The sequence below is a fragment of the Okeania sp. SIO3B5 genome (assembly GCF_010692555.1).
Lineage (GTDB): Bacteria > Cyanobacteriota > Cyanobacteriia > Cyanobacteriales > Microcoleaceae > Okeania.
The window spans coordinates 3,999-29,217 of record NZ_JAAHHG010000016.1; the positions used below are offsets into that span (position 1 = coordinate 3,999).

The 25,219-nt window shown below is 36.0% G+C and carries 17 protein-coding genes; 5 read left to right on the top strand and 12 right to left on the bottom strand.

Features of this window, described 5'->3' with window-relative positions:
• Positions 1-482: 482 nt before the first annotated feature.
• Together F6K54_RS03810 and F6K54_RS03815 are read right to left on the bottom strand one after the other, a co-directional pair.
• Positions 483-2,246: a sodium:solute symporter family protein gene (locus F6K54_RS03810; RefSeq protein ID WP_293074695.1), complete on the bottom strand. Its 1,764-nt coding sequence runs from the start codon at positions 2,244-2,246 to the stop codon at positions 483-485.
• Entirely contained in the window at positions 2,247-2,507 is a 261-nt protein-coding gene (locus tag F6K54_RS03815) for a DUF4212 domain-containing protein (RefSeq protein WP_293074697.1), read from the bottom strand.
• Between the two features lie 1,170 nt (positions 2,508-3,677).
• On the opposite strand from F6K54_RS03815, the gene F6K54_RS03820 reads away from it, so the two are divergent.
• Positions 3,678-4,247, top strand: a complete 570-nt coding sequence (locus F6K54_RS03820; RefSeq protein WP_293074699.1) for a Fur family transcriptional regulator — start codon at positions 3,678-3,680, stop codon at positions 4,245-4,247.
• Here F6K54_RS03820 and F6K54_RS03825 read toward each other — a convergent pair.
• The 3 genes from F6K54_RS03825 to F6K54_RS03835 form a co-directional block, all read right to left on the bottom strand.
• Positions 4,180-6,654, bottom strand: coding sequence for a hypothetical protein (locus tag F6K54_RS03825; protein ID WP_293074701.1), 2,475 nt, complete (start codon positions 6,652-6,654; stop codon positions 4,180-4,182). The genes F6K54_RS03820 and F6K54_RS03825 overlap by 68 nt on opposite strands.
• 592 nt (positions 6,655-7,246) lie before the next feature.
• Entirely contained in the window at positions 7,247-7,627 is a 381-nt protein-coding gene (locus tag F6K54_RS03830; protein WP_293074703.1) for a response regulator, read from the bottom strand.
• A gap of 557 nt (positions 7,628-8,184) precedes the next feature.
• Positions 8,185-8,844 (bottom strand): S-layer homology domain-containing protein, encoded by a 660-nt coding sequence (locus F6K54_RS03835; protein ID WP_293074705.1) that lies wholly within the window; start codon positions 8,842-8,844, stop codon positions 8,185-8,187.
• Between the two features lie 63 nt (positions 8,845-8,907).
• On the opposite strand from F6K54_RS03835, the gene F6K54_RS03840 reads away from it, so the two are divergent.
• Positions 8,908-9,339 (top strand): Uma2 family endonuclease, encoded by a 432-nt coding sequence (locus F6K54_RS03840; RefSeq protein ID WP_293074707.1) that lies wholly within the window; start codon positions 8,908-8,910, stop codon positions 9,337-9,339.
• On the opposite strand, the gene F6K54_RS03845 is transcribed toward F6K54_RS03840, so the two are convergent.
• The 4 genes from F6K54_RS03845 to F6K54_RS03860 form a co-directional block, all read right to left on the bottom strand.
• Complete coding sequence (locus F6K54_RS03845; protein WP_293074710.1) at positions 9,324-9,527, bottom strand: SDR family NAD(P)-dependent oxidoreductase; 204 nt, start codon at positions 9,525-9,527, stop codon at positions 9,324-9,326. The genes F6K54_RS03840 and F6K54_RS03845 overlap by 16 nt on opposite strands.
• Positions 9,528-9,731: 204 nt before the next feature.
• Entirely contained in the window at positions 9,732-9,887 is a 156-nt protein-coding gene (locus F6K54_RS03850; protein ID WP_293074713.1) for a DUF86 domain-containing protein, read from the bottom strand.
• A 54-nt stretch (positions 9,888-9,941) separates the two neighbouring features.
• Positions 9,942-10,115, bottom strand: a complete 174-nt coding sequence (locus tag F6K54_RS03855) for a DUF86 domain-containing protein (RefSeq protein WP_293074716.1) — start codon at positions 10,113-10,115, stop codon at positions 9,942-9,944.
• A gap of 240 nt (positions 10,116-10,355) precedes the next feature.
• A complete protein-coding gene (locus F6K54_RS03860; protein WP_293074719.1) occupies positions 10,356-10,700 on the bottom strand; it encodes a nucleotidyltransferase family protein in 345 nt (114 codons plus the stop codon).
• Positions 10,701-11,286: 586 nt separating this feature from the next.
• On the opposite strand from F6K54_RS03860, the gene F6K54_RS03865 reads away from it, so the two are divergent.
• The 3 genes from F6K54_RS03865 (at position 11,287) to F6K54_RS03875 (ending at position 17,387) form a co-directional block, all read left to right on the top strand.
• Entirely contained in the window at positions 11,287-13,695 is a 2,409-nt protein-coding gene (locus F6K54_RS03865) for a P-loop NTPase fold protein (protein WP_293074721.1), read from the top strand.
• Positions 13,696-14,546: 851 nt separating this feature from the next.
• Complete coding sequence (locus tag F6K54_RS03870; RefSeq protein ID WP_293074723.1) at positions 14,547-15,575, top strand: ABC transporter permease; 1,029 nt, start codon at positions 14,547-14,549, stop codon at positions 15,573-15,575.
• An 891-nt stretch (positions 15,576-16,466) separates the two neighbouring features.
• Positions 16,467-17,387 (top strand): ABC transporter permease, encoded by a 921-nt coding sequence (locus tag F6K54_RS03875; protein ID WP_293074726.1) that lies wholly within the window; start codon positions 16,467-16,469, stop codon positions 17,385-17,387.
• Between the two features lie 990 nt (positions 17,388-18,377).
• On the opposite strand, the gene F6K54_RS03880 is transcribed toward F6K54_RS03875, so the two are convergent.
• From F6K54_RS03880 to F6K54_RS03890, 3 genes are all read right to left on the bottom strand, one after another.
• On the bottom strand, positions 18,378-18,548 hold the full coding sequence (locus F6K54_RS03880; protein ID WP_293074729.1) for a hypothetical protein: 171 nt from the start codon (positions 18,546-18,548) through the stop codon (positions 18,378-18,380).
• Positions 18,538-18,810, bottom strand: coding sequence for a hypothetical protein (locus F6K54_RS03885; protein WP_293074732.1), 273 nt, complete (start codon positions 18,808-18,810; stop codon positions 18,538-18,540). The genes F6K54_RS03880 and F6K54_RS03885 overlap by 11 nt, the downstream gene beginning before the upstream one ends.
• Positions 18,811-19,070: 260 nt before the next feature.
• A complete protein-coding gene (locus F6K54_RS03890; RefSeq protein WP_293074735.1) occupies positions 19,071-24,854 on the bottom strand; it encodes an AAA family ATPase in 5,784 nt (1,927 codons plus the stop codon).
• Positions 24,855-25,219 lie beyond the last annotated feature (365 nt).

Genomic DNA, 25,219 nt, shown 5'->3' on the forward strand with positions numbered 1-25,219 from the left:
CCACAACAGAAAAACTAAGACGTTGTAGTTTTCAGTACCTAATTTTTCACTGCCACAACAGAAAAACTAAGACGTTGTAGTTTTCAGTACCTAATTTTTCACTGCCACAACAGAAAAACTAAGACGTTGTAGTTTTCAGTACCTAATTTTTCACTGCCACAACAGAAAAACTAAGACGTTGTAGTTTTCAGTACCTAATTTTTCACTACCACAACAGAAAAACTAAGACGTTGTAGTTTTCAGTACCTAATTTTTCACTACCACAACAGAAAAACTAAGACGTTGTAGTTTTTAGTACCTGATTTTTCACTGCCACAACAGAAAAACTAAGACGTTGTAGTTTTCAGTACCTGATTTCTAGAGGGGGCGGGTTTACCAAGTCCTGGGTAAAACCATTAACTTAACGCGGAACCCGCCCCCTACTATTGCACCATTTTATGCGTGTCACGCCACTACTGAACTAGAAGTTTTCCTTCTTTAAATTAATCCAACTCTTCCTCCCCAATATCGCTAATGGGAACAGGTACAGCTAAAGGCGATCGCAAATCTTCTACCATTTCTTGTATTTCCAAAGGTGGCGGAGGTGTCATCCGAGATACCACCCAAGTAATAACTAAATTCAGCACCATACCCACAGTGCCAATACCTTCAGCAGACACACCGAAAAACCATGTTGGCATTCCCGCAAATTTGACACCTATAATATAGACAGTAGTAAATAACAAACCCGATACCATACCAGCGATCGCTCCTTCTCGGTTAGTGCGTTTATCAAACACTCCCAAAATAATTACTGGGAAAAAACTTGCAGCAGCTAAACCAAAAGCAAACGCCACAACCTGAGCAACAAACCCTGGTGGGTTCACCCCAAAGTAACCAGCAATGGCAATAGCAAACCCTACCATTACCCGTCCCACCATTAACCGTCGCGACTCTGATGCCCCTGGATCGATCATCCGATAGTAAACGTCATGGGCAATGGAACTGGAAATCACTAATAATAAACCAGATGCAGTAGACAAAGCAGCGGCTAACCCTCCTGCTGCCACTAACGCAATTACCCAAGGAGCAAGTTTGGCTACCTCTGGAGTAGAAAGCACAATGATATCCCGGTCGATCTTAATTTCATTGATAACTTTGTCAGTTTCTTTGTCAATATCTTTGTCAGTTTCTTTGTCAGTTTCTTTGTCAATATCTTTGTCAGTTTTTTTGTGCGGAGTTAATTGAAAGCGACCGTCATTATTTTCATCAGTGAATTCTAACAAACCCGTCTTTTCCCACTTTGTCGCCCAGTCTAACTGTTGCACTTCTGCCACAGTTTTGTCGTGTAAACTCTCAATTAAGTTGTATCGGGCGAAAGTAGCTAATGCGGGAGCAGTTGTATATAGGATAGCAATAAACAATAATGCCCAACCAGCAGAATATCTCGCCGCCCTGACATCAGGTACTGTGTAGAAGCGAACAATTACATGGGGTAAACCAGCAGTCCCCACCATCAGCGCAATAGTGATAAACAAAACATCCAGCATAGTTTTGTTACTGAAAGCTGCTGTATATTCGGCAAAACCCAAGTCTACCTGAACCTGATTCAGTTTTTCGACAATATCGCTGAAAGTAAAGGCAAACTGGGGAATAGGAATACCTGTAATAATTGTAGCAATGGCAATAGCTGGAATCAGATAAGCCACAATAAGCACAAAATATTGAGCTACCTGAGTCCAAGTGATGCCTTTCATCCCTCCTAATATTGCGAAGAAGGCAACAATAATCATCCCGATGACAACGCCAGTTTCAATGGGAACTTGCAAAAAGCGACTGAAAACAATACCCACACCGCGCATTTGCCCAGCAACGTAAGTCATGGATACGAAAATGGCAGCAATAACTGCAACGATGCGGGCTATATTGGAATAGTAGCGATCGCCCACGAAGTCGGGTACTGTATATTTGCCGAACTTCCGTAGGTATGGGGCGAGTAGTAGTGCCAACAACACATAACCGCCAGTCCATCCCATCAAATAAATGGAGCCATCATAACCCAAAAAAGAAATTAATCCCGCCATGGAGATAAATGAGGCAGCAGACATCCAGTCGGCGGCTGTAGCTGCACCATTGGCAATAGCAGGTACACCTTGATCAGCGACGAAAAAGCCTTTGCTATCTTTGACTCGCGATCGCCACCCAATGTACAGATAACCCATGAAGGAAATGATGACGAGTATAAATGTCCAAACTTCTACAGTCATTTAGTCTCTCCTATCAGAATTATATTTTTTATCGAGTTTATCCATTTGAATGGCATAAGTAAAAATTAAGATTACGAATACATAAATGGAGCCTTGTTGTGCCATCCAAAAACCGAAAGGAACGCCAAAAAATTGAATAGTATTTAAGGGTTGGACTAATAGAATGCTCAAAATAATTGAAACTGTAGCCCAAACTATTAGCAAGTTCCTGATTAATGCTTTGTTGGCACGCCAGTATGCTTGACGTTTTTCTTCATTCATTTTTTAAGTTGTTGATTAACTATGGATTTTTTGATTGAATTTTCGGGACAAAATCTGATTAATTAGGTCTAAGAGACTGTTTGTATAGCGCTACAAGCTAGGGAATAGGGAATAGGGAATAGTAAATTGTGATATCATGTCCGGATAAGAGCGTGATAAAAAAACTTCTCCCCTTTGAATCTTTCTTTTCCTTCTGCCCTCTGCCTTCCTTCACTCTCTAAACATGGCCTTTTTTCTATAAGCTAAGTAAATTAGATCGATCCCAAGTATGTTATTAAAGCATTATTTAGTACTCGTTAGAAATGTTATATAAAAATTAACAATTAGCCCTCAGTTTTTGTATTTTTCTTCACTCTTATAGTTACTTTTTGTTCTCTAAATTATCTTTTTATTTTCGGATAATCAGTTATAAAAAAACTTTATCCCTTTTAACCCTTTCTTCCCTTCTGCCTTCTGCCTTCTGCCTTCTGCCTTCTGCCTTCTGCCTTCTGCCTTCCTTCCTCCAAAGTGTAAGTATTCAACCAAACATGATATTACAGCGCTTTTCACTCTTGATTAACCACATCGCCATAACCAAAATTCTGTAGGGACGTTGCATGCAACGTCCCTACTGTGGTCTACTGAAATGAAAACCGCTGTATAACAGAAGTAATATGAAATACGAAAAATCATATTAGACATCTCCTCCAAATGAGGGAGTAGGGAGTAGGGGCGAATCGCGATTCGCCCGTACAGGAGTAGGGAACCCACCCCTCGCCCCTCCCCCTCCCAACCCACCCCTAGCCCCTCCCCTCCTGGGAGGGGCTAGGGGTGGGTTGTCTCCTGTCTCCCCCTCCTGGGAGGGGTTAGGGGTGGGTTGTCTCCTGTCTCCTACCCCAGCAAAAATACTTTCCATACGCAAACCCTAATTAGGGTTTGCTGATTAAATCTCAAATTATTACCATATAAAGGTTTTAGCCTTTTTAAGTATTGAAAAAGTACATGGTTTTCAGCTCTTCATGCTCATGCATGGAGCGCATTTTTAGCGCATAGTTGGGCAAAAAAATTCTCCCCTACTCCCCTACTTCCCCGCTCCCCTACTTAGCTCTTGCAAAAATCTCTCAATAAGTATATATTCAATATATAGTTAGTAATGCGTTTATTCAGAAGCAAATCTGGGCAATCATAAAAATGGTATTCTATCAGCATGATTCACTTAAGTCTGAACTAAATCAAAGAGGTTGGCGTTTGACTCCCCAAAGGGAGACCATTTTACAAATGTTTCAACACCTACCTCAAGGTAAACACTTAAATGCAGAAGAAATATATAATCTGTTGTTGCATCAACAGGAAAAAATTAGCCTTTCTACTGTCTACCGAACCCTACATTTATTAACAAAAGTAGGTATTTTGCGGGAATTAGAATTAGCTGAAGGACACAAACATTATGAGATTAACTCCCCCAACCATCATAAACATCATCATCTAGTCTGTCTTCAATGTCACAAAACTTTTGAATTTAACGATGATTCTATAATGAAGGTTAGTCAGAAGCAAGCTGAAAAAGAAGGGGTTGAAATGTTAGACTGTCAATTAACAGTTCATGCTATCTGTATAGAAGCTTTACGCAAAGGTTGGCCTGCCTTAGTAGCTACCAGTTGGTCTTGCCCAAGAACTCACTTACAAAAGATGTCTAACTCAAATTTAAATCATCAAAAGGTAAAATTGGAGGAGGAGGAGGAACTACCAAACGTTCAATAACTGCTCTATGACTTTCGCGGTTAGTTTGTACTTCGGCTGCGATCGCTTCAAATTTTATTTCTAAACAACCATAAGCAATATACAAATCTGTAATTACCTCCAATTGCCCCATGCCATTAGGAATAAAATCAGTCAACCAATGTGGGCCTGTAACTATTGTTTGAGCTTGGCGATCGTAAACCCAAATCTTAACATAAATGCGAGGCAAACCCTCCGGTAGTTGTACCCTAACTTTTACATCTTTTCCAGCAACTACCTCTTTCGCCAGTACTTCTATATGAGGCACTGGCACTGGTTGATCTTCTGGTAAAATATAAGGTTGTCTAGAAATTGATTCATCTTCTGACTGAGAAATATTTGCTAAACCATCATTCCATTGTTTTTCTTGTGGATCTAACTGTTCATCTTCAACCACAAACTCTTGTGCTTCCCAATTAATTTCATCAGAATTTTCACTGACAAGTTCCTCACCATCAACCATCCTATTGCTCGAATCACTATCTGACAAATTATCTGCTCCATCTTTATTTTTAGATTCTGATATATTCTCTGATTCTTCAGTTGGAGATAAAGAAGAAGCTTTCATCCATTGGGACAACTCAGAATCATTAGCCAAGGAATTCAGCCGAGAAAATAATCTATCCTCCAAATTCAAAGCCTTAAATGCTTCTTTTCTAGGAGCAAATTTTGTCGGAAAGGGAACAAGGTTTTGTTGATTTATAGGTACTTCCTCTTCCTCAATTTTTGCCTCTAACTTCGACTCCGACTCTGAATTTTCTATTTCTTCAGCTTGTAAATTAGTTTGTTCTGAAAGTTTATTTGAATCTTCCCAAACATCATCTAATTCATCTGAATCTTGAGGAACATTTGACTTGGCCAGCAACTCATTAATCAGAGTCTGATCTTTGGCCATTGTTTCCGGTGGTGGGTTTCCAAAGGTTGGTAACTCTAGTGTTCCAGAATCTCCCTCTCCTTCAACAGGTTGATATATCTGTGGTGGTAAAGGTTGTTCTATATCGGATTCCTTCTGGGGTTTAACTTGATTAATTTTTTCTACTAAATCCTGAAAAGAAGGAGATTTTTGCTCTGGTTTTCTTGCTGCCGGAGTTATTTTCGCAGCCATTCCTTGATGGTCATCTTCAGTAAAATTATCATCAATTGCTGCTAACCAATTCTGTAGTGGGGCTGTAATTGTAAAAGATGTATTAGCTAAAGTAACTGTATTATTTGTGAGAGTAATTTGCCCTAATATTAGACGTGTCTTAATATTTTCTGGAACATTAATTGTACAAGCAAATATAATAGGTGGAGCTTTCTCTGGTAGAGCTTGTTGTACATCAATTAAAATTTCTGAAGTTTGAGGATTACGCAGACAAATTTTTAAATTTCCATCAACAATTGGAGTATTATTTTCTGCAATTGAGGAATCATTTTTTGTTAAGGTATTCTGTGATATAAGGTGATTAAAACCTTCTGTAGATTGAAGATTTTGAGATTGATTATCTAAGACAATCTGACCAGATATAATTAAAGCTTCTCCTGGTTGAGCAGTATAAGATGCTCGGTCTAAGGTTAGTTGTAAAGGATAATTTATAGTAGAGTTAGTCTGATTAGTAGCGTTAGTATCTGTCTGTTGATTTGCCTCTAATTCTATTGCTTGTTCTTGGTCTACTTGCCCAAGTATTGATGAATTATGTCTGATAATTTCAGTTAGTTCTGTTAATTTATTCTCTGTATCTTTAATATCTGATAGATGATTTTCCTCTTCAAGTTTATTTTGAACTTGAATACTTGAATCTTCATCATCATCTAGTAAATTAGTGGGATTTTGCTCTTCAATTTGAGCATCCAATACTTCTATTTCATCTGATTTAGTTGTTAATTCAACATCTTTTTTTTCTGTATTGTCTTCTGGATTATCTAGTGAGTTTATTTGACTAGACAAAACAGATATATTTTCATTAGTAATCGACTCATTTTGCTGAGTTTCTGAATCTTTTAATGGATATATTTCCTGACTCTGAACATCTAGCGTTTGTGAGAAATCTGAATCATCATAATCAGTGGGCAATACTTCTAAATAGACAATATGTTGTTTTGCTTTGACAGATGATGTAGTTGGTTTACTTTGACAACGAAACTCCCATTTACCAGGTTTGAGGCGGGTAAAAGGGATAATAGAGATGAGACCTTGAGAGTGGGTAAGACTAGAACGTTTCTGGACTCGTCTTAAGGGAGGGACATCTTCGAGAGAATTGTGAATAATCTGAATTTGGACTTCTGTATTGGCTATATGGGTATGAGCCACAATTCGATAACGACCTTCTAGAATCTCCACATCGGCTGATTCTAGAGGTAGCCAGGTTCGATCGCCTTCTTTCTGTAGCAAAAATTCCCAGTTTGACATCTATCAAGTCTACAGAGTGACTTTACATAATATATTACTTTAGTTTATATCAGATTTTTTTTTCTGGGTAATTTTAAGCACTAAAGTTTAGATTTTTTTGAACTTAAAGTAGTAATTAGTAGTCAGTAGTCTATATTCAGTAGTCAGTAGTCAATTTAAAACAATTATATAGTGCTACGCATTAAGGTGTTTGACATAAATAGAAGCCGTAAACCCTTTTGTATTCTCCTGTTGCCTATTGCCTGTTGCCTGTTGCCTTGCGCGCAACGCTATACCAATTCCCACTCATTAATACTATATTTAATTAACACTTAAGTTATTAAGTAATTAACACAGGTATAATAATTTTTTTGCTAATTAGCAGCCCAGTTAATATTAATGATTCTCATGTTTAATTCTCCCCTACTCCCCCACTTCCCTACTCAAGAAAATGTAGAAAAGTTTCTGATAAATAGTATTATATCATGTCCGGATAATCAGTGATAAAAAACCTTTTTCCCTTCTAACTTTTTCTTCCCTCCTGCCTCCTGCCTCCTGCCTCCTGCCTTCCTGACTCCAAAGTGTAAGTATTCAACCGGACATAATATTACTACTATGGAACCCAACCCAAAATTGTCTCTACCTGAGTTGCCAGAGACATAGGATCAAAAGGCTTAGTAATTATTCCATTTATTCCCAACTGCAAAAATTGATGGCGGTCTTCTGAACAAACTTTCGCTGTCAGGAAAATTACTGGAATTTGCTGAGTGGCCTGATTAGCTCGTAATTGTTTAAGAGTAGAAAATCCATCTATTTCAGGCATCATTACATCTAAGAGAATAGCATCTGGTTGTTCTGCTTCTGCTTTAGCAACAGCTTCCCCACCTGAACTACCTGTAATTACTTGCCAACCACCTACTATTTCTAGACTAAGTTGAGCTACTTCTCTAATATCTTCTTCGTCATCTATTAGTAGAATTCGTTTTTTTGTCATCGGATAAAATGTATTTAGGGTTTGCTGAAAAAGTCTTATGGGTGAGGGTAGGGAACAGGGAACAGGGAACAGGGAACAGTTTAGACTATTTGCTATGACCAAGTTTTCTGATGGTCAGAGAAAAATATTAGCATTTTGAGACTAAAAGAGCCAAAAACCTTGCACCCCCTCAGCAATATTTAGGGTTTGCTGAAAAAGTCTTTTAGTAGGGGTAGGAGACAGGAGACAACCCACCCCTCGCCCCTCCCCCTCCCAGGAGGGGAAGACAGAAGAAATGGGAATTTAGAGAAGGTAGAAGTAAGAATTGTCCCTTAATTTTTCTGTCTAACTATGCGCCTAAAATACTAACTTTTTGAGCGCTTTAGACGGAAACAGACGCACTTTTTTCGACTCCAAAAAGGCTAAAGTCTTTATATGTCAATGCTTTTAGATTTAATCAGCAAGCTCTATTTAATCCTGGAAGCCTTAACTGGTATTGATTACAATTTTATTTAACAAGCCCTATTTAAGGAGAGGTAATTATTAATTATTAATTATTAATTATTAATTGTTTAATATTACCTGGTTACACCTGGAATCAAATCATCATTCCAGGGAAGAGATGCAGGGCGTTCTTGACGGTCTAAATAAGCATTTAAAGCATAAACCATATCCCCACGAGTCATCGGTTCTAAAGGATTTATGTTGTTTGTACCTGGTTCAGTATTCACAAAACCTTCATACAATGCTGTTGCTATTGATTTTTTTGCCCAACTAGGAATTTTCTCTGAATCTGGGTAATCATTTAATAGCTTTTTAGTGTTCTCTTCAGGGAACTGAAAAACACCATAAGCTTGAGCAAAAATCGCAAATGCTTCTGCTCGATTAATTTTATAATTGGGAAAAAACATTCCCTCACGATAGCCACTCATTACACCATTTTTTAGAACAATTTGAATATCATTATAAGCCCAATAATCTGAAGAAACATCTTTTAATTCAATATTTGGTTTCTGGGAAAATGCACGTTTTTCTAAATCAAATGTTTTGACTAAAATTGATGCTAATTCTGCTCTGCTAATAATTTCATTAGGATTAAATTTTCCGGCTGCATCTTTGGTCATTAATCCTGCAGCAACTACTCTTTCTATGGGGTCTAATATTTCTTCTTGGGCTTGAACAATTATTGGTAATTGTAATAATGCTATAAGGGAAAATAAACTAACAAATTTTTGCATAATTTTAATCACTAAAGATAAACTGTTTATAGTATATTATTGTATTCCACGGGAGAAAAAAAAATGCAAGCCACCCAAATTAGCTATTCTGCCAAAGAGTATTTAGAGCAGGAAACTACGGCTGAATTTAGAAGTGAATATCGTGATGGAGAAATCATGCCCATGACTGGAGGTACGTTAAATCACAATCGAATTGGACTAAATATTGCTTCTGCCCTAAAATATGGTATCAAAGGTCAACCTTACGAAACTGCTATAAATGATTTGCGCTTATCAATACCAACAAAAAACATTTACACTTATCCAGATGTGATGGTAATTTCTACTCCAGTTATCTATGCCGAAGGTAGGCGAGATACTATTACTAACTCTCAGATAATTATTGAGGTATTGTCGCGATCAACAGAAAGTTATGACAGGGGGCAAAAATTTGAGTATTATCGGAGAGTTAATAGTTTCCAGGAATATATTCTCATTGATCAATCTTGTAGATGATTAACTAGGTTAGCCACATCTTTTTCAGAAGTAATATCTACTCCTGTTTCTACAGAAATTCCTAGACTTTCTAATTCCCCATCTGAGTGACGACAAACAGCTATTACTTTATTACCTTTGCTATGAACTTGTTTACATAATTCTTTCCCAATACCACGATTAGTTCCTGTGATTAAATAAGTTGCCATAATCGACTTTTTTCCTTAATTGCTGATAATTTTATTGGTTGATTATATCATATAAATAACACAAATTTTTTAAGCATTTCCTGCGGAATGCTGCGCAAACAGTGGTCAGCTATCAGCTAGCCTCCTACCGGAGGAACTGCGTTATCAGCTTCATTACCTTTAGTTAAATTGTAGCTTGGTTTGAGGCATTGAAACCAAACATCTTCATTCATTATAAAGAGGAGGCAATAAAACCTCTAACTGCTCTAATAAAATGGGAATATCTGACGCAATAACTCCCCACAAAATTTCTGGTCTCACCTCATCATAGCGATGAGCAATAATGTTTCTTAAACCAATAAGACTGCGCCAATTTATCAAAATAATATGGGTCTAAAACCCCGCCTTTTAAGGCGTAATATTTTTGGAGCATTGCTAAAATCCCCTACTTCCCCTCCTGGGAGGGGTTAGGGGTGGGTTAACTTCTGACTTCTGACTTCTGACTTCTGACTTCGTTAACTGAGGGTGTAATTGTTGAAATTCTAAAGATATTCGACGTGCAGCTTCACCCAAAATTTCAAATTGACGCTCTACTGCACTTTGTATCAAAATGTTCTTTCATTAATGGATAATGGATAATGGATAATGGATAATTACCTCTCCCTAAAAGGGAGAGGATTAACTAAAAGGAAAAAATTTATTTTTTTCCCCTTGAAAGGGGAGGCTTCAAGGCGCAAATTATTTAATTATTAATTATTCGGTAAATACTCACTGTAATTTACATCAGTAATAAATTCCTGAATTCGACGAATTGCCTGTACCATATCCCAAACTGAAGCAATATCTCTATCATTGTTTTGCATAAATTACTTGATAAGTCTTTAAAATATTAGCTAAACGATAGGGATTTTTAATCATAGCTTTTTCTACTAAATCAACTGCACGTCCAAACTTTATTTCTAATTCCTCTTGCATATCTAATAATTTTGACAATGTTAACTGGCAAGAAGAATCATAAACTACTAAAATATCAATATCACTATCAGGGTGAAAATCTTCTCGTAATACTGAGCCAAATAAAGCTAATTCAGTAATATTCCAGCGTTGACAAAACTCAGAAATTTCGGAGTAGGAAATTTTCAGACGTTCTCTGAGAATAACTTTTAAATTAACCTTTTGTTGTTCTTTAAGCATTATAATTACAATTCCTATACTATTTTAAAAGTTGTGGCATAAGCTTGAATTCCTGAGTAACCCTTTTTGAACCCCCCCCTGCCCCCCTTGGAAAGGGGGGAGTTAGAGGAATAAATTTTATTTTTCCGAGGGGTTTGAGGGAATCAAACTCTTCCATATCTTTAACAAATTAGTATTAATTATTGACTTTTAAAAGCCTGCCATAATCTACATAAAATTCCCAGCAAATTATTAAGGTGATGGCATAAGTCTGAATTATTAATCCCCCCTTGATAAGCTATCCCTTATAAGGAACTTCTGAAAACCTTGTGGGGAGCAGGGGAGCAGGGGAGTAGGGAGCAGGGGAGAAGGGAGAAAGAGTATAGATAGATAAGCAAAACTACTTAAGTTATCAAAAAAATGTATTTTTCAATGTACTTTTTCTCCGCAAAAAGCCTCTCAAATGCCAAGACATCACTTGACTCTTTTTGTCAAGTTTTATGTTAAGAAAGATGTTTATAAAGCTATGCTTTATAAGGGGGGTTTGGGGGGATCAAAGTCCTCCACATCTTGAACAAATTGGTATTAATTATTGACTTTTAAAATTATGTCAGATTCTACGGAAAACTCAAAGCAAATTATTACGGTGGGCGACCAACCTACGACAAATGATGAACTTGGTTTTGCCCCTTATGTAATAGCAATGGCTGAATTTTTAACTCATAAAGATACTAAACCACCACTAACTATTTCTATCGAAGGTGAATGGGGTAGCGGTAAGTCTTCTTTTATGAAACAACTTGAAGCTGAGGTGAAAAATAAGTCTAAAGAATTAGATAAAGAAGATTTAGAGAAAGTTTGGCAGAAAATAAAAAAAGACCGGATTATTTTCAGCGATATATCAGACATCTATGAACTTTTCAGATTAAAATTTAAACAAGAAACTAAAACAATTTGGTTTAATGCTTGGCGACATGAAAAATCTGAATCACTTTGGGCTGCTTTTACTCTGTCTTTTTTAGAACAATTGTCTAATAATCGCAATTTATCTGATTTTGTAATTAATATTTTTTATGGTTTTAAGCTATTCATTTCTGGCTTTAAATTCATAGGAAAACCGTTAAAAGCAATTCAAGCCTTAATAAAATTTGTTTTAATTATTTATACTATTGTAATTATTATAGTTGTGTCTTGGAATGTTTGGTTGGAGAGAATTCCTCAATTATCTAAAATTTTGGCAGATATTGTTAAAACGGATTCAAATCTAAATGGTTGGTTCAATATTCTTTTTAGCGGTGGCTTGGTTGGCGGTTCCCTTTTGGCAATAAGAAACCTTTTGGGAATAATAGGAGACTTAATTGGCAGCCCGAAAATAGATTTTACTCAATATTTTCAGCACCGTAATTATGAAAAACAAGTTGCTTTTGTTGAAAAGTTTCACGAGGATTTTTCTAAAATTGTTGATGCTTATGTGGGTAAAGATGAGAAGATTTATGTTTTTATTGATGACATTGATCGTTGTGAGTTGGATAAATCTGCCGATTTATTACAAGCTCTAAATATGATGATTTCTAACGACCCAAAGATAATTTTTATTTTGGGTATGGATAGAGAAAAGGTAGCAGCAGCAATAAGTTTTAAACAAAGAGATGTTATTCCTTTTCTAGCTTCAGCGATCGCTGAAAATCAAGGAGAGGAAAATGAAAGTCAGAAGTTGAGCAAAAAGGTTGATTATGGTTTTAGTTTTTTGGAAAAGTTTGTGCAATTATCATTTTCAGTTCCTGCACCTTCTCAAAAGACGTTGGATAGTTTTATTGATAAAATATCAGAAATAAAAACTTGTACAGAAAAACAAGAAAAATACTTTTTTTGGATTCCTCATAGTTTAATTGCTGAAGTATTTGATTTGCCCGCAAGATTTAATGATGCAAAAGAATGGATAGAAAAATTTAAAGACAGAATATTTTCATCAAAAGAAAAAGAAGCAGAAAAAACAGAAGCAAAAGACTCTTCTTTTTCAGAACAAAATCTAGAATCTCAAGAGGCTAATATTTCATATCCAGATTTAGCTATTTTCCCAATTATTGAAAAAAATTTAGATTCAAAAAGCCTTACTAAAGTTATAGAGATGGTTGCTCCTTTTTTTGATTATAATCCCCGTCGTTTAAAACAATATATTAATGTACTGAGACTTAGGATTTATATTGCCTATTATTCTATTGGAGTTACTTTTGCTGAAAGAGAAACAATAACCATTGAACAAATAGGTAAGTTTACTGCTATTACCCTCAGATATCCCCGTCTTCTTTTGGAATTAAAGAATAATAATCAACTACTTGCTGAGTTAGAAAAAGATGCTGTTGATAAATCTCTTAAATCAAATAATTCCATCAGACTCGGTCTTAAATCTACACCTAAGAATAAGGAAACAGGAAATGCAAATTATTGGCTGAAAAATTACCCGAAAATTCAACAATTACTTTGCTCTGAAATGATATTGGATAAGGAGCAAAAACCTGGCAAAAAGTATATTTTTGAAAATGGAGAAATTAAAAAACTCCTGGAAGTTTTACCACCACAACAAAGTTTACCTTCTAAATATTTTAAACTGCGTGAATTCCTAGCTGCTAAGAAGTGGAAAGAGGCAGACTATGAAACTTATAAAGTTATTTTACAAGTTGCAGGGCGAGAGGAGCAAGGATACCTGGAAGAAGAAGATGTAGAGAAATTTCCCTGCACAGAACTCTACATAGTAGACAAGCTTTGGGTAAAATATAGTGATAATCAGTTTGGCTTTTCTGTACAAAAGAAAATTATAAGAGATTTGGGTTTTGAGAGTTACAAGAAAGAGAATTATAAAGAAGTGTGGAAGTTGTTTATAGCAGCAGTAGGATGGGACGATGAGGTGAACTACGAGAATACGCCTAACCAAGGCTACCTCCCCTATATAGTGTTGTGGGAAAGAAAGTGGGTGGATTTCTGGCTATTCTCTCGCGCAGAGACTTGTAGGCTTTAACATATAAACGTTTCAGTATTGTGTAGGTTGGGTTGACGGAGGAAACCCAACAAAAATCAACGGTGCTAATACAGCCATAATAGTAGAGCAAGTTGAGAAGTTTTATGTTGGGTTGCGCTGCCGCTTAACCCAACCTACGGTTTATGGTTTTTATTGTGAACGAACAAAAACAGACATAATATTGAGATAAAATTTTTAGTTGACGGAGGAAACCCAACAAAAATCAACGGTGGTAATAAAGTCCAGTAGGGTGCGTTAGGCGCTTACCACAAACTACCGTGGAACTATCAAACATTACATTGCGCCGTAACGCACCGTTAAGTGTTTTGTAGATGCAATGGTGCGTTACGACGGACTCCTAAATACCTTTCATAGTCTGAATTTAAACCGTCTAACGCACCCTACAAGTTTTGCTAATAATTTTGGCGTTGCTGAATTGAAGTATGAATGTGCGATTGTTTGGTTCTGGTAAAGCCCCCGCGCATCCCCCAATTTTGGGGGACTTTTAGAGTTTTATCCCCCCCAATTTTGGGCAGGGCTGTTTCAAAGTCCCGTAAGTTAACGATTGAAGGAGAACGGGAAATGAAGGAATAGTGGAACAGTGAAATTCACCAAAATTTGCCGATTTTGAGCGCCAATAAGCGTCTTTAAACTCTGAGAGGATATCTGGTTCAACGTCGCTTAAAAGCCTCTATCCCCGTGTCTCCGTTTCTCCGTGTCCCCGTGTCTATTGAGAATGAAACAGCCCTCCCCCAATTTTGGGGGGCTAGGGGGGCAAAATTATACCCAGAATCAGCAACGCCATAATTTTAAGATAAAATTTTTAGGAGCTAAAACCCAACTACAAACTAATGCAGAAAATTCTACTCCCAATATTTGCAGTATTCGCCGCCTTATTAACAGGAGCAGGTTTAATGCTTTTAGCACAAACCAACCCTGTAACTGCCTATACCGCTCTATTCCAAGAATCTCTCACAACCTACTTTGGTTTCAGCGATACCCTCAGCAAAACTACCCCACTATTGTTAGCAAGTTTAGGAATATTAATAGCATTACGAGCAGGTTTATTTAATCTCGGTGGGGAAGGGCAAATTTATATGGGAGCTTTAGGCAGTGTTGTCGCCGGACTATATTTACCTAATTTACCAATATGGATACATTTACCCCTAGCATTGATGGCAGGTTTTCTTCTCGGAGCATTTTGGGGAGCGATCGCTGGTTTTCTCAAAGTTACCCGTGGTTTAAACGAGGTGTTGACTACCCTATTACTCAACTACATCGCTCAAAATTTTGTCAATTACATGGTGAATGAACCACTTATCGCCCCCGATGCCCCCAGTCCCTACACTCCTCTAATTGCTGAGTCAGCACGTTTACCGATAATTTTGCCCAAAACTCAAGCTCACGCTGGAATTTTATTGGGGTTAGTTATTGCCATAATTTTAGCCGTGGTGTTGTCGTTTACAGCTTTCGGTTATCAAGTGGATGCGGTTGGGCAAAACCCTAGTGCAGCTCGTTACAGCGGAATTTCTGTTAACCAGACTATTTTGGCAGTCATGGGTTTATCCGGTGGGTTGGCAGGTTTAGCAGGAAGTGCAGAAGTATTAGGAGCAAAATATCGGTTATTTGAAAACTTTTCTCCTGGTTATGGTTTTGACGCGATCGCCATTGCGTTATTAAGTCGGGGCAACCCACTGGCAGTAGTTTTAACATCTCTATTTTTTGGCGTTCTCAGGAGTGGGGCAAATGTGATGCAGCGGAGTGCGGGGGTTTCGATAACTATTGTTTATGCTATTCAAGGTTTGACAGTGTTGTTTTTGGCAATAAGTCTAGCGTTTGAAGAGCAAAGAAAAAGATTTACAACAGATTCTAAGATATAAAGTATAAATATTAATAATAATATTAGGACTTACGCAGATAAGCTATATATAGCGCTCAATACTATTGTCCAATAGTTAATCAACTCTATAGATAGTGTTTGCCTAAGTCCCAAATATTGTAGTGCGCGCATCTTGCCCGCGATGGGTGTACCTGATAAAGAATAAATAGGTTCCAAGATATAAATTATAAATATTATAGGAGTTACGCAGATAAGCTATATATAGCGCTCAATACTATTGTCCAATAGTTAATCAACTCTATAGATAGTGCTTTTGTGCAAGTTCCGAATATTGTAGTGCGCACATCTTGCCCGCGACAGATGTACCTGATGAAAAATCAATAGGTTCCAAGATAGATATAAACTATAAATATTATAGGAGTTACGCAGATAAGCTATATATAGCGCTCAATACTATTGTCCAATAGTTAATTAACTCTATAGATAGTGCTTTTGTGCAAGTTCCGAATATTGTAGTGCGCACATCTTGCCCGCGACAGATGTACCTGATAAAGAATAAATAGGTTCCAAGATATAAATTATAAATATTAATAATAAAACCTTTGTAGTGCGCGCATCTTGCCCGCGACGGGTGTACCTTATGAAGAATAAATAGGATGGGAGCAAGATGCTCCCACTATTTCCTTAAGCAAAATAATTACAATAGACAACCATTACAATGCACCACCTTTAAACTTTCTTATTAATGACTAATACCAATTTGAAAAAAGAATGTTACAAATAGTTTCAAACTTTAGATGTCGAATAATTTGCTGAAATTACTGAAGCATCAAAGTTTTGAGCTATGAAATCATAATGCATGACTTTTGACTTTTGACTTTTGAATTCCGTGAAAAGGTATAACTTTTTCATCAAAAACAATCATCAAAAAATGACAAATATCGACTTTTTCTCTGATTATTTATCTGCCACAATTCGACTTTCTGTTCCTCTAGCTTTTGCAGCTTTAGGTGGAATATTTTCCGAACGTTCCGGCATCCTTAATATTGCTTTGGAAGGAATGTTATTAACTGGAGCTTTTGTTAGTGCGGCTGTTTCTATTTCCACTGAAAATGTCTGGATAGGAACTTTAGTAGCAATTTTTGCCGGGGGAATTTTAGGTTTAATTCATGCTTATCTTTGTGTCAGTTTAAAAGTCAATCAATTAGTGTCTGGTTTGGCAATAAATTTAGCAGTATCGGGATTAACTGCTTATGGAGCTAGGGTATTATTTGACAGTGGCACAATTGCTCTACCAGGTATTGAAACTATCAATTTTTTGGGATTAAAAGATTTGCCTATTTTGGGAATATTTTTCAATCAAGACTTATTATTTTATTTACTTTTATTATTAATTCCGGTTTGTACTTATCTGATTTTTAATACCAGTTGGGGTTTAGCTTTAAGAGCAGTTGGTGAATATCCTCAAGCAGCAGCTACAGCAGGAATATCTGTTAGTTTAGTGCGTTATTTAAGTGTGGGTTTTAGTGGTTGTTTGGCAAGTTTAGGTGGAGTTTATTTAGCATTAGTTCATGTGAAATTTTTCACTGAAGGCATGAGTAGTGGAAAAGGTTTTATTGCTTTGGCAGCTATAATATTTGGTAGATGGCATCCCGTTAATACAGTTTTAGCTTGTTTATTATTTGGAGCAACAGAAGCTTTGCAATTGAGAGTTCAAGCTTTTAATCTGAATATTCCCTATCAATTTTTAGAGATGTTGCCTTATGTTATTGCTTTGTTAGCTTTGATTGGTTTAGCAGGTAAATCTACCCCTCCTGCTGCTTTGGGAAAGGAACAGGGAGCGGGGGAGTAGGGGAGTAGGGGAGTGGGGGAGTGGGGGAGTAGGGGAGTGTGGGGAGTGTGGGGAGTGTGGGAGTAGTAAAAACATTATAGGACTTACGCAGATACGCTATATATAGTGCTAAAAACTATTGAACAATAGTACTTGTACTATATAAATAGTGCCTTTGCGTAAGTCCTGATTAGTTAAGATGCTTGACATCCTCCCCGGCCTGAAGGCACGGGGATTCCTACCGAGCCTAAGCTCCTCGGCGAGTTGACGACATGTCCGGTTGAATAATTAGACTTTGGTGGAAGGAAGGCAGCGGGAGCTGGAGGCAGGAGGCAGAAGGTTTTCTCAAGAGTGTCACCTTGATTTTATACACGCTCCGATGCTACCGGACACGATATCAGGAGACAGGAGACAGGAGACAGAATTTTAGAAGAAAATCATAGCTGTCGTGATTGAGTAATCATGTATAGCAAGTATTTATGCTTAGTTATTTACTCGGAATTTGATCAACGAAAAAAGTAATTAAGATGATTTGCATAGTATAAATATTTACCAAGCTACGGGTTTATATACTACTTTTAATGTTACGCTCTTGACGTGCGGAATGTGGGTTTCATCACAAAATAGACATCTCCTCCAAAAGAGGGAGTAGGTGGAAATCATTGATAATTTCTGTGCGATAATCGATTTTATTTTTTATTAATTGGAAATATCTAATGGACTAACTTTATTTAGGGTTTGCTGATTAAATTTAAAACCATTGACATATAAAGGTTTCAGCATGATTAGGTTGAAAAAAGTGCCCGCTTTTCGGTCAAGATAGCTCAAAAAGGAGCGCATTTTGTGCAAGAGTTGGGCAGAAAAATTCAGGGACAATTCTTCCAACTACATCCTCTGTAATTCCCATTTCTCCTGTCTCCTGTCTCCTGTCTCCTGTCTCCTACCCCTACTAAAAGACTTTTTCAGCAAACCCTATTTATATTTTCTGTGGCGAGTTTAATACCCGACTGTCTACACGGTGCTTAAAATTTTTTGGGGTTTGTAGACACAAAGTGGCGTATCGAAGAATATCCCCATGCAATTTTCCCTTCTGCCTTTCTTCCTTCTGCCTTCTGCCTTTCTTCCTTCTGCCTTCTGCCTTCTTCCTTCTTCCTTCTGCCTTCTTCCTTCTTCAAGGCACAAAGAAACGTTGCAGGTATATTTGAGCAACTCGATCGCTTGGATTCATTTTCAAGCATTCTGCAAACAGTCGCCCTGCTTCCAATGACCGACCAGAGTTGTAAAGGGACATAGCTTCTGTAAACTTTTCTAGGGTATTTAATTTACCTTCCTTAATTTCAGGTGGATCGGCATCAAAAACTTCATAAACAGTTACTTGTTGCGATTTACCTTTCACTTTAACCGTATCTATGGAGGGAATAGCATAGTTGCTTGGTTGTGTCATATCATGTCCGGATAATTAGTGATAAAAAAACTTTCTCCTTCAACTCCAGTTCTTCTTCTTTCTTCCCTCTTTCCTCCTGACTCCTGACTCCTGAGGACTGACTCCTCCGTAGTTATTTATTTATCACTGTTCAACCGGACATGATATCAGTCGTGAAAAAGTCTGTTCCGTAATCAACAACAACGCCTCATAATTTTTAGTCAAACTTTCCACTCGAGCAGCCAAATCCCCTACTAAAAGACTTTTTCAGCAAACCCTAGTTATTTTTCATCTGTGGTAAAGAAACGTTGGAGGTACATTTGAGCAACTCGATCGCTTGGGTTCATTTTCAAGCATTCTGCAAACAGTCGTCCTGCCTCCAATGACCGACCAGAGTTGTAAAGCGATATAGCTTCTATAAATTTTGGTAGGGTCTTGAGTTTACCTTCCTTAACTGCAGGTGGATCTGTATCGAAAACTTCATAAACAGTTACTTGTTGCGATTTACCCTTGACTTTAACTGTATCTATGGAGCGAATAGCATAGTTGCTTGGTTGTGTCAGACGTGAAAAAGTCTGTTCCGTAATTAACAATGACGCTCCATAATTTTTAGTCAAACTTTCCACTCGAGCAGCCAAATTTACGGCATCGCTAATCACAGTACCATCCATACGATTTTCACCACCGACAGTACCTAGCATCAGAAGACCAGTATTAATACCGACACCGATGCCGATAGGAGGATCGCCAGAATTAGCACGGTCTTGATTATATTTAGTCAGTCGCTTGAGCATAGAAATACCTGCTTTCACTGCATTATCGGCATCTCCAGAAAATAAAGCCATAATGGCATCGCCTATATACTTATCGATAAAACCTTGATGCTCTAAAATTGCTGGTTCCATCCTAGATAAAAAGGAATTAATAAAGCGAAAATTTTCATCGGGAGTCATCGCTTCTGACATCGTAGTAAAATTACGAACATCAGAAAATAAAACTGACATTTCTAATTGTACTTGGTCTCCCAATTCTACATCAACAATGCTTTCTTTATCCAAAAGTTGGAGAAACTGATTAGGAACAAAGCGTTCGTAAGCTTTATTAAGTTCAAATAGCTCGTTAGTAAAACGTTGGCGATCGGCTTCAGCTTTTTTTCGTTCTGTGATATCTGTAAAAGAACCAATAGCATAAATAATCTTTCCTTGTTCGTCATAAACAGGAGTGGAAAAATTTTCCAGGGGAATTACCTTGTTACCTTGGCGAATTTCAACATCTTCTGTGGTCAAACTTTCCCCTTGTAGAGCGCGGATAATAGGCAGTTCCTGTGATGGATATTCTTCGCCCGTGCTGATTTTATAAAGCTGATAAGTTGAAGCTATTTGTTCTGATGTGACATCTGATACTACTTCCTTACCCAATAATTCCTTAGCAACTTGGTTAAAGTAGTAGGGATGACCAGAAGCATCTATAATTGCCACACCTACTGGCATAGCATCCAAAAATTGAGCTAACCTGCTTTCATTTTCCCTAACTTTTGCGTAAAGTCTTGAATTGTCAATAGAGATAGCAGCTTGAGCAGATAGTATATTTAAAAGTTCGACTCGTTTTGAGGTGAATGCTTCTGTAGTTAAGTTATTTTCTAAATAAATAATTCCTCTTAATTTGCCTTGATTAATTAAGGGAGTACAGAGAATTGATTTACTTTTTGTGGCGATGATATAAGGGTCATCAATAAATTGTCCTTCCTGGAGTGCATCGTTAAGAACAATATTTTCTTGAGTGCGAATTACATAGTTAATAATGGTGGTTGGTAAAATAGGAATTAATGTTTTTGGGTCTGTAGATTCGATGGAAATTGATTGTAAAATTGTTACTTCGTCACTATGAATTTTTCCTTGAGCTTCTATCAACCAATTACCTTCATGGTTGAGAATCAAAAAACCTTTTTGCGCCCCGGCATTTTCAATGGTAATTTTCATTAAATTGTTGAGGAGTTTTTCCAGTTTGATTTCACCAGAAATTGCTTGGGATGCTTTAATAACTGTTGTTAAGTCGAGAATTTCTCCATCATTACCACTGATAGAACTGGTTGTATTCAGAATTTTAGATGTGCTTTGATTTGTTATTCTAATAAAATATTGAGGATATTCTGATTCTAATTGTTTTACTTTAGTTTTTGCGCCCCAATTGTTATAACAATGATATGCATTTATGAGGTAAAGTTGACCGATTTCTTCTCTACCAAGAGCCAGATAGAATTCAGAAGCTCGTTCATAAGCTAAAGCTTCTTCATGGATAAATTCATTTTTTTTTGCTCCTTGAATCGCTTTTTCATAAAATTCTTGTGCTTGCCAATTTTTTCCTAAAAATCGTGCTTTTTCTGCTTCTACTAAATCATATTTATTTTGATAATTTATTGGGGATTTTTGTGCCCATTTTTTCATTTTTTTTTGATTGGTCAATACTTTTTTTAAGACTTTTTTTTTCTGTTGATTTTTATTGCTCTCTAAAGCAACAGCTAAAAGAGTCAGAGATTCATAAAAATTGCACTGAGGTATTAAGTTCACACTAGAACCAAAAGCTTGATATTTTTCACATAAATTGCTATATTCAATGGCTTTTACATAACATTTTAAAAAATAAAATTTAATATTTTCAAAAATTGCAGCGAAAAGAATTAAAAGATATAACTGATTGTTTATGTAAAAATCCATATCATAACCATTATCTTTTTTACTTTTGTCAGTAAAAGTATTGTTATCTGAATTAATATTGATTAAATCTGAACAAAATTCCCCGCAAAAAACAAATAAATCATTTCCATACTTATCCTTATACTTGGCAAACAAGGATATATATTCATTAACTTTTTTTTGAATAGATTGTAAATTTTCTCCACTGTAAAATAATGAGATATAACAATAGTTTGCAGCAGCAAAGCCACTATATGCTATCTCTCCATACTCAAGTCCAGTTTGAACCACTTCAACCAAAGGTTTTAGTTCTTTACTAGCATTATTTTTCCAGTATTTAACAAAACCATAAAACATATGTAAAACTATAGGTTTTAATGATTGTAGTGTTAATCTATCTGATAGTTTTAAAGATAATTGACCAAACCTATAGCCCAAATCAATGTTCTCTACTGTCTCACACAAGCGAGAAGCATACCCAATGTATGCAACAGAAGCAAATTCAGAATTTCCATATTTGATATGAATATAAAGTAGATTCAGAATAATCAAATAAAATAAATTTTGATTTGTTGAGTAGGCGGGAGAATAAAGAGCTGATAAAATATTTACAGCGGCAAGTTGATTGGGATTTGTTATTTGTGGCAGATCGCCTAAATCTTCAATCCGTGTCTTTCTTAGGAGTGATTTTACCTGAAAATGTTTAGCTAAAATCTTCATTTTTCCTGGTTTTTTTGGCAAAGTTAATCCCAGTAGTTTTAAAATTTCTAATCCACTATCTATAGCTAATTCTAGTTGAAGTTGAGACCTGTGATAGTTGATTTTTAGCTCATATACTTTAACTTTATCAAGGATTTTATTCGATTTTTCGATAACAATAGTATCAATATTTTGAGCCAGTTCTAATTTGCCATTTAAGTAAAGAACTTCTAATGTTTCTAAATGAAGTTCTAGGGTTAGTTGATAGTTATTTTCCCAACTATTAATCTCTAATAATTCTAATCCTAATTCCAAATATTTAAGAGCAGGTTCATAAGCATTTGATGCTTTAGCTTTTTTTCCAGCTTGAAGATTTAATTTAGCTAACTCATTTTTTTCTAATTGCTCAGTAACTAACTCCCAACCTTCGTTCAGTTGATTAACAATATCAAAAATATTATTCTGTAATTCATCCTCTTGAATATTTTTTAGTAGCAAACGACCTACTTGTAGATGAACCTGCTTTTTTTCTACTTCTGGTATCAAATAATAAGCAGCTTGTTGTACTCGGTCATGTAAAAATTTGTAGGGAATATATGTAGAATACTCAGATAAAATATTTGAGCTATTATTTGGTAATTCTTCTAAACTCCAAAGCAGAGGAACTTTATAACTATTGTCTAGAGGAATTATTAAACCTTCATCTAGAGCTGACTGTATTTCTTGAGCTGTTATTATTTGAGATTTATTATTGACAATTGACAGAATTTCTAAATTAAATTTGTTGCCAATACAAGCTGCTAATTTGAGAACTTGTTGAGTTTTATTATCTAATTTTTCAATTTTTCTGACCATCAATTCAACTACATTATCGGTGATAGATACTCTCTCAATTTCTTCTAGGTCCCATTCCCAGTAGCTAGGAGATTTCTCTGGGTTAAATGCTAAGAATTTTTCTTGATATAAATAATTAAGCAGTTGAGTCAGGAAAAATGGATTACCTCCTGTTTTTTTAGCAACTAATTCAGCTAAATATTTAGTAATTTCTGTTGAGCAACCTAGGGTTTCAGCAATTAATTGATTAATATGATTAAATTTTAAGGTGTTAAGGGTAATTTCCGATACTGGTACTTTCCCTTGCTTGATGTTCTCTAAAGTCCGTACTAGAGGATGAGTAGAATTAACTTCATTATCTCGATATGCTCCTATTAAAAGAAAATATTGGTTTTCTGAATCTGACATTAATTGCTCAATTAATGTTAGCGATGGTAAATCTGCCCATTGTAAATCGTCAATAAAGATAACTAGAGGATGTTCTTTTTGACAAAATACACTCAGAAATTTTTGAAATAAGAAATTAAATCTATTTTGACTTTCAGCAGCACCTAGTTGTTCTACTTGTGGTTGTTGCCCGATAATTTTTTCCAGTTCGGGAATTACATCAATAATAATTTGACCGTTATTTCCTAGAGCTTCTAATAGTTTATTTTTCCAATTTTGTAGAGTTATTTCTGGTTCACTTAGCAGTTTACGAATTAACTCTTGAAATGCCTGAGAAATCGCTGAATAAGGAATATCTCTCTGCAATTGGTCAAATTTACCACTAATAAATTGTCCTCGTTTTTTTGTGATGGGTTTATGAATTTCATTGACTAATGCTGATTTGCCAATTCCTGAATAACCAGAAATCAGAATTATTCCAGTTTTTCCCAGACTTACTTGCTCGAATGCTGTTAACAGTTGATTAATTTCCTGTTCTCTACCATAGAGTTTTTGAGGAATCTGAAACTTCTCACAAATATCTTGAGTAGCTATTGGAAAATCTGAAATTTTTCCTACAATCTTTAATTTATCCAGACAGGTTTCTAGATCTGCTTTTATTCCCCAAGCACTTTGATATCTTTCTTCTGGGGTTTTTGCTAATAGTTTGTTGATAATGTTAGAGATAGCTATAGGAATATCGGGAATTAGTTCATGCACTGGTAATGGTTGTTGGGCAATATGACAATGAACTAACTCCATGGGATCTGTTGTTTCAAAAGGTAGTTGATTAGTTAAAAGTTCATAGAAAGTTACGCCCAGGGAATAAAAGTCGCTACGATAATCTATGCCTCGGTTCATTCTACCTGTTTGTTCTGGAGCAATATATGCTAAAGTTCCTTCTAGTTGATGGGGGAGAAGAACTGTGAGAAATTCTTGGGATAAACGGGTAGATATGCCAAAGTCAATGATTTTTAGTTGTCCTGTTTGGAAGTGATAGACAATATTGGCAGGATTAATATCTTTGTGGATGATATTAGCTTGATGAATTGCAGCCAAACTTTCTGTTATTTTAATAGCAATATTCAGAAAGTTTTCTAAGTTTAATTGAGATTGAGATATTAATAATTTTAGAGATTCACCACCAAAGTCTTCTAAGAGTATTGCTAAAGTATTTTCGTATCTTTGTAAATCGTAAGCTTTAATAATATTATTTACATCCAAGGAACGAAGAATTTCATATTCCTGTCTATAGTAGGTAAGTTGGGAAGGAGTAGGATAGTTTTCTTTAAGAATTTTGAGAATAATAGCTTGATTATCTTGCTTGAGGATAGCTCGATAAACTAAGGAGTTAGGACTTTCATAGATTTTTTCGATAATCTGATAATTCTGATTATTATTGACAGAGTTCATAGTCGATATAGAGTCAAACTGAAGGAACCTAAAGTTTTTTCTGAGTCTAGTTATAATCAGTACTAACTGTTACATTCTTAAATGTAAGAAACTCAGAATTACTCAAAGCTTCTTCTTAAATATTATCTATGTAATTAGTAATATTATATCTCAGCTTTTTTAAGCCCTTGTTGCTTATTGACTTTGTACAGCACTATATATCCAGTCAAGCAAATAATCTGCCATTAAAACCGTGCTTGGTTAACTAGGAGATTATGACTTTACTCTAAATTGTCCCTATCCCGATCAAATCCCAATGTTACTTTTGGATCACTGCAGTATTTAAGCTTCTATTTTTTATTTTTACCCATCATACTGATTGATAT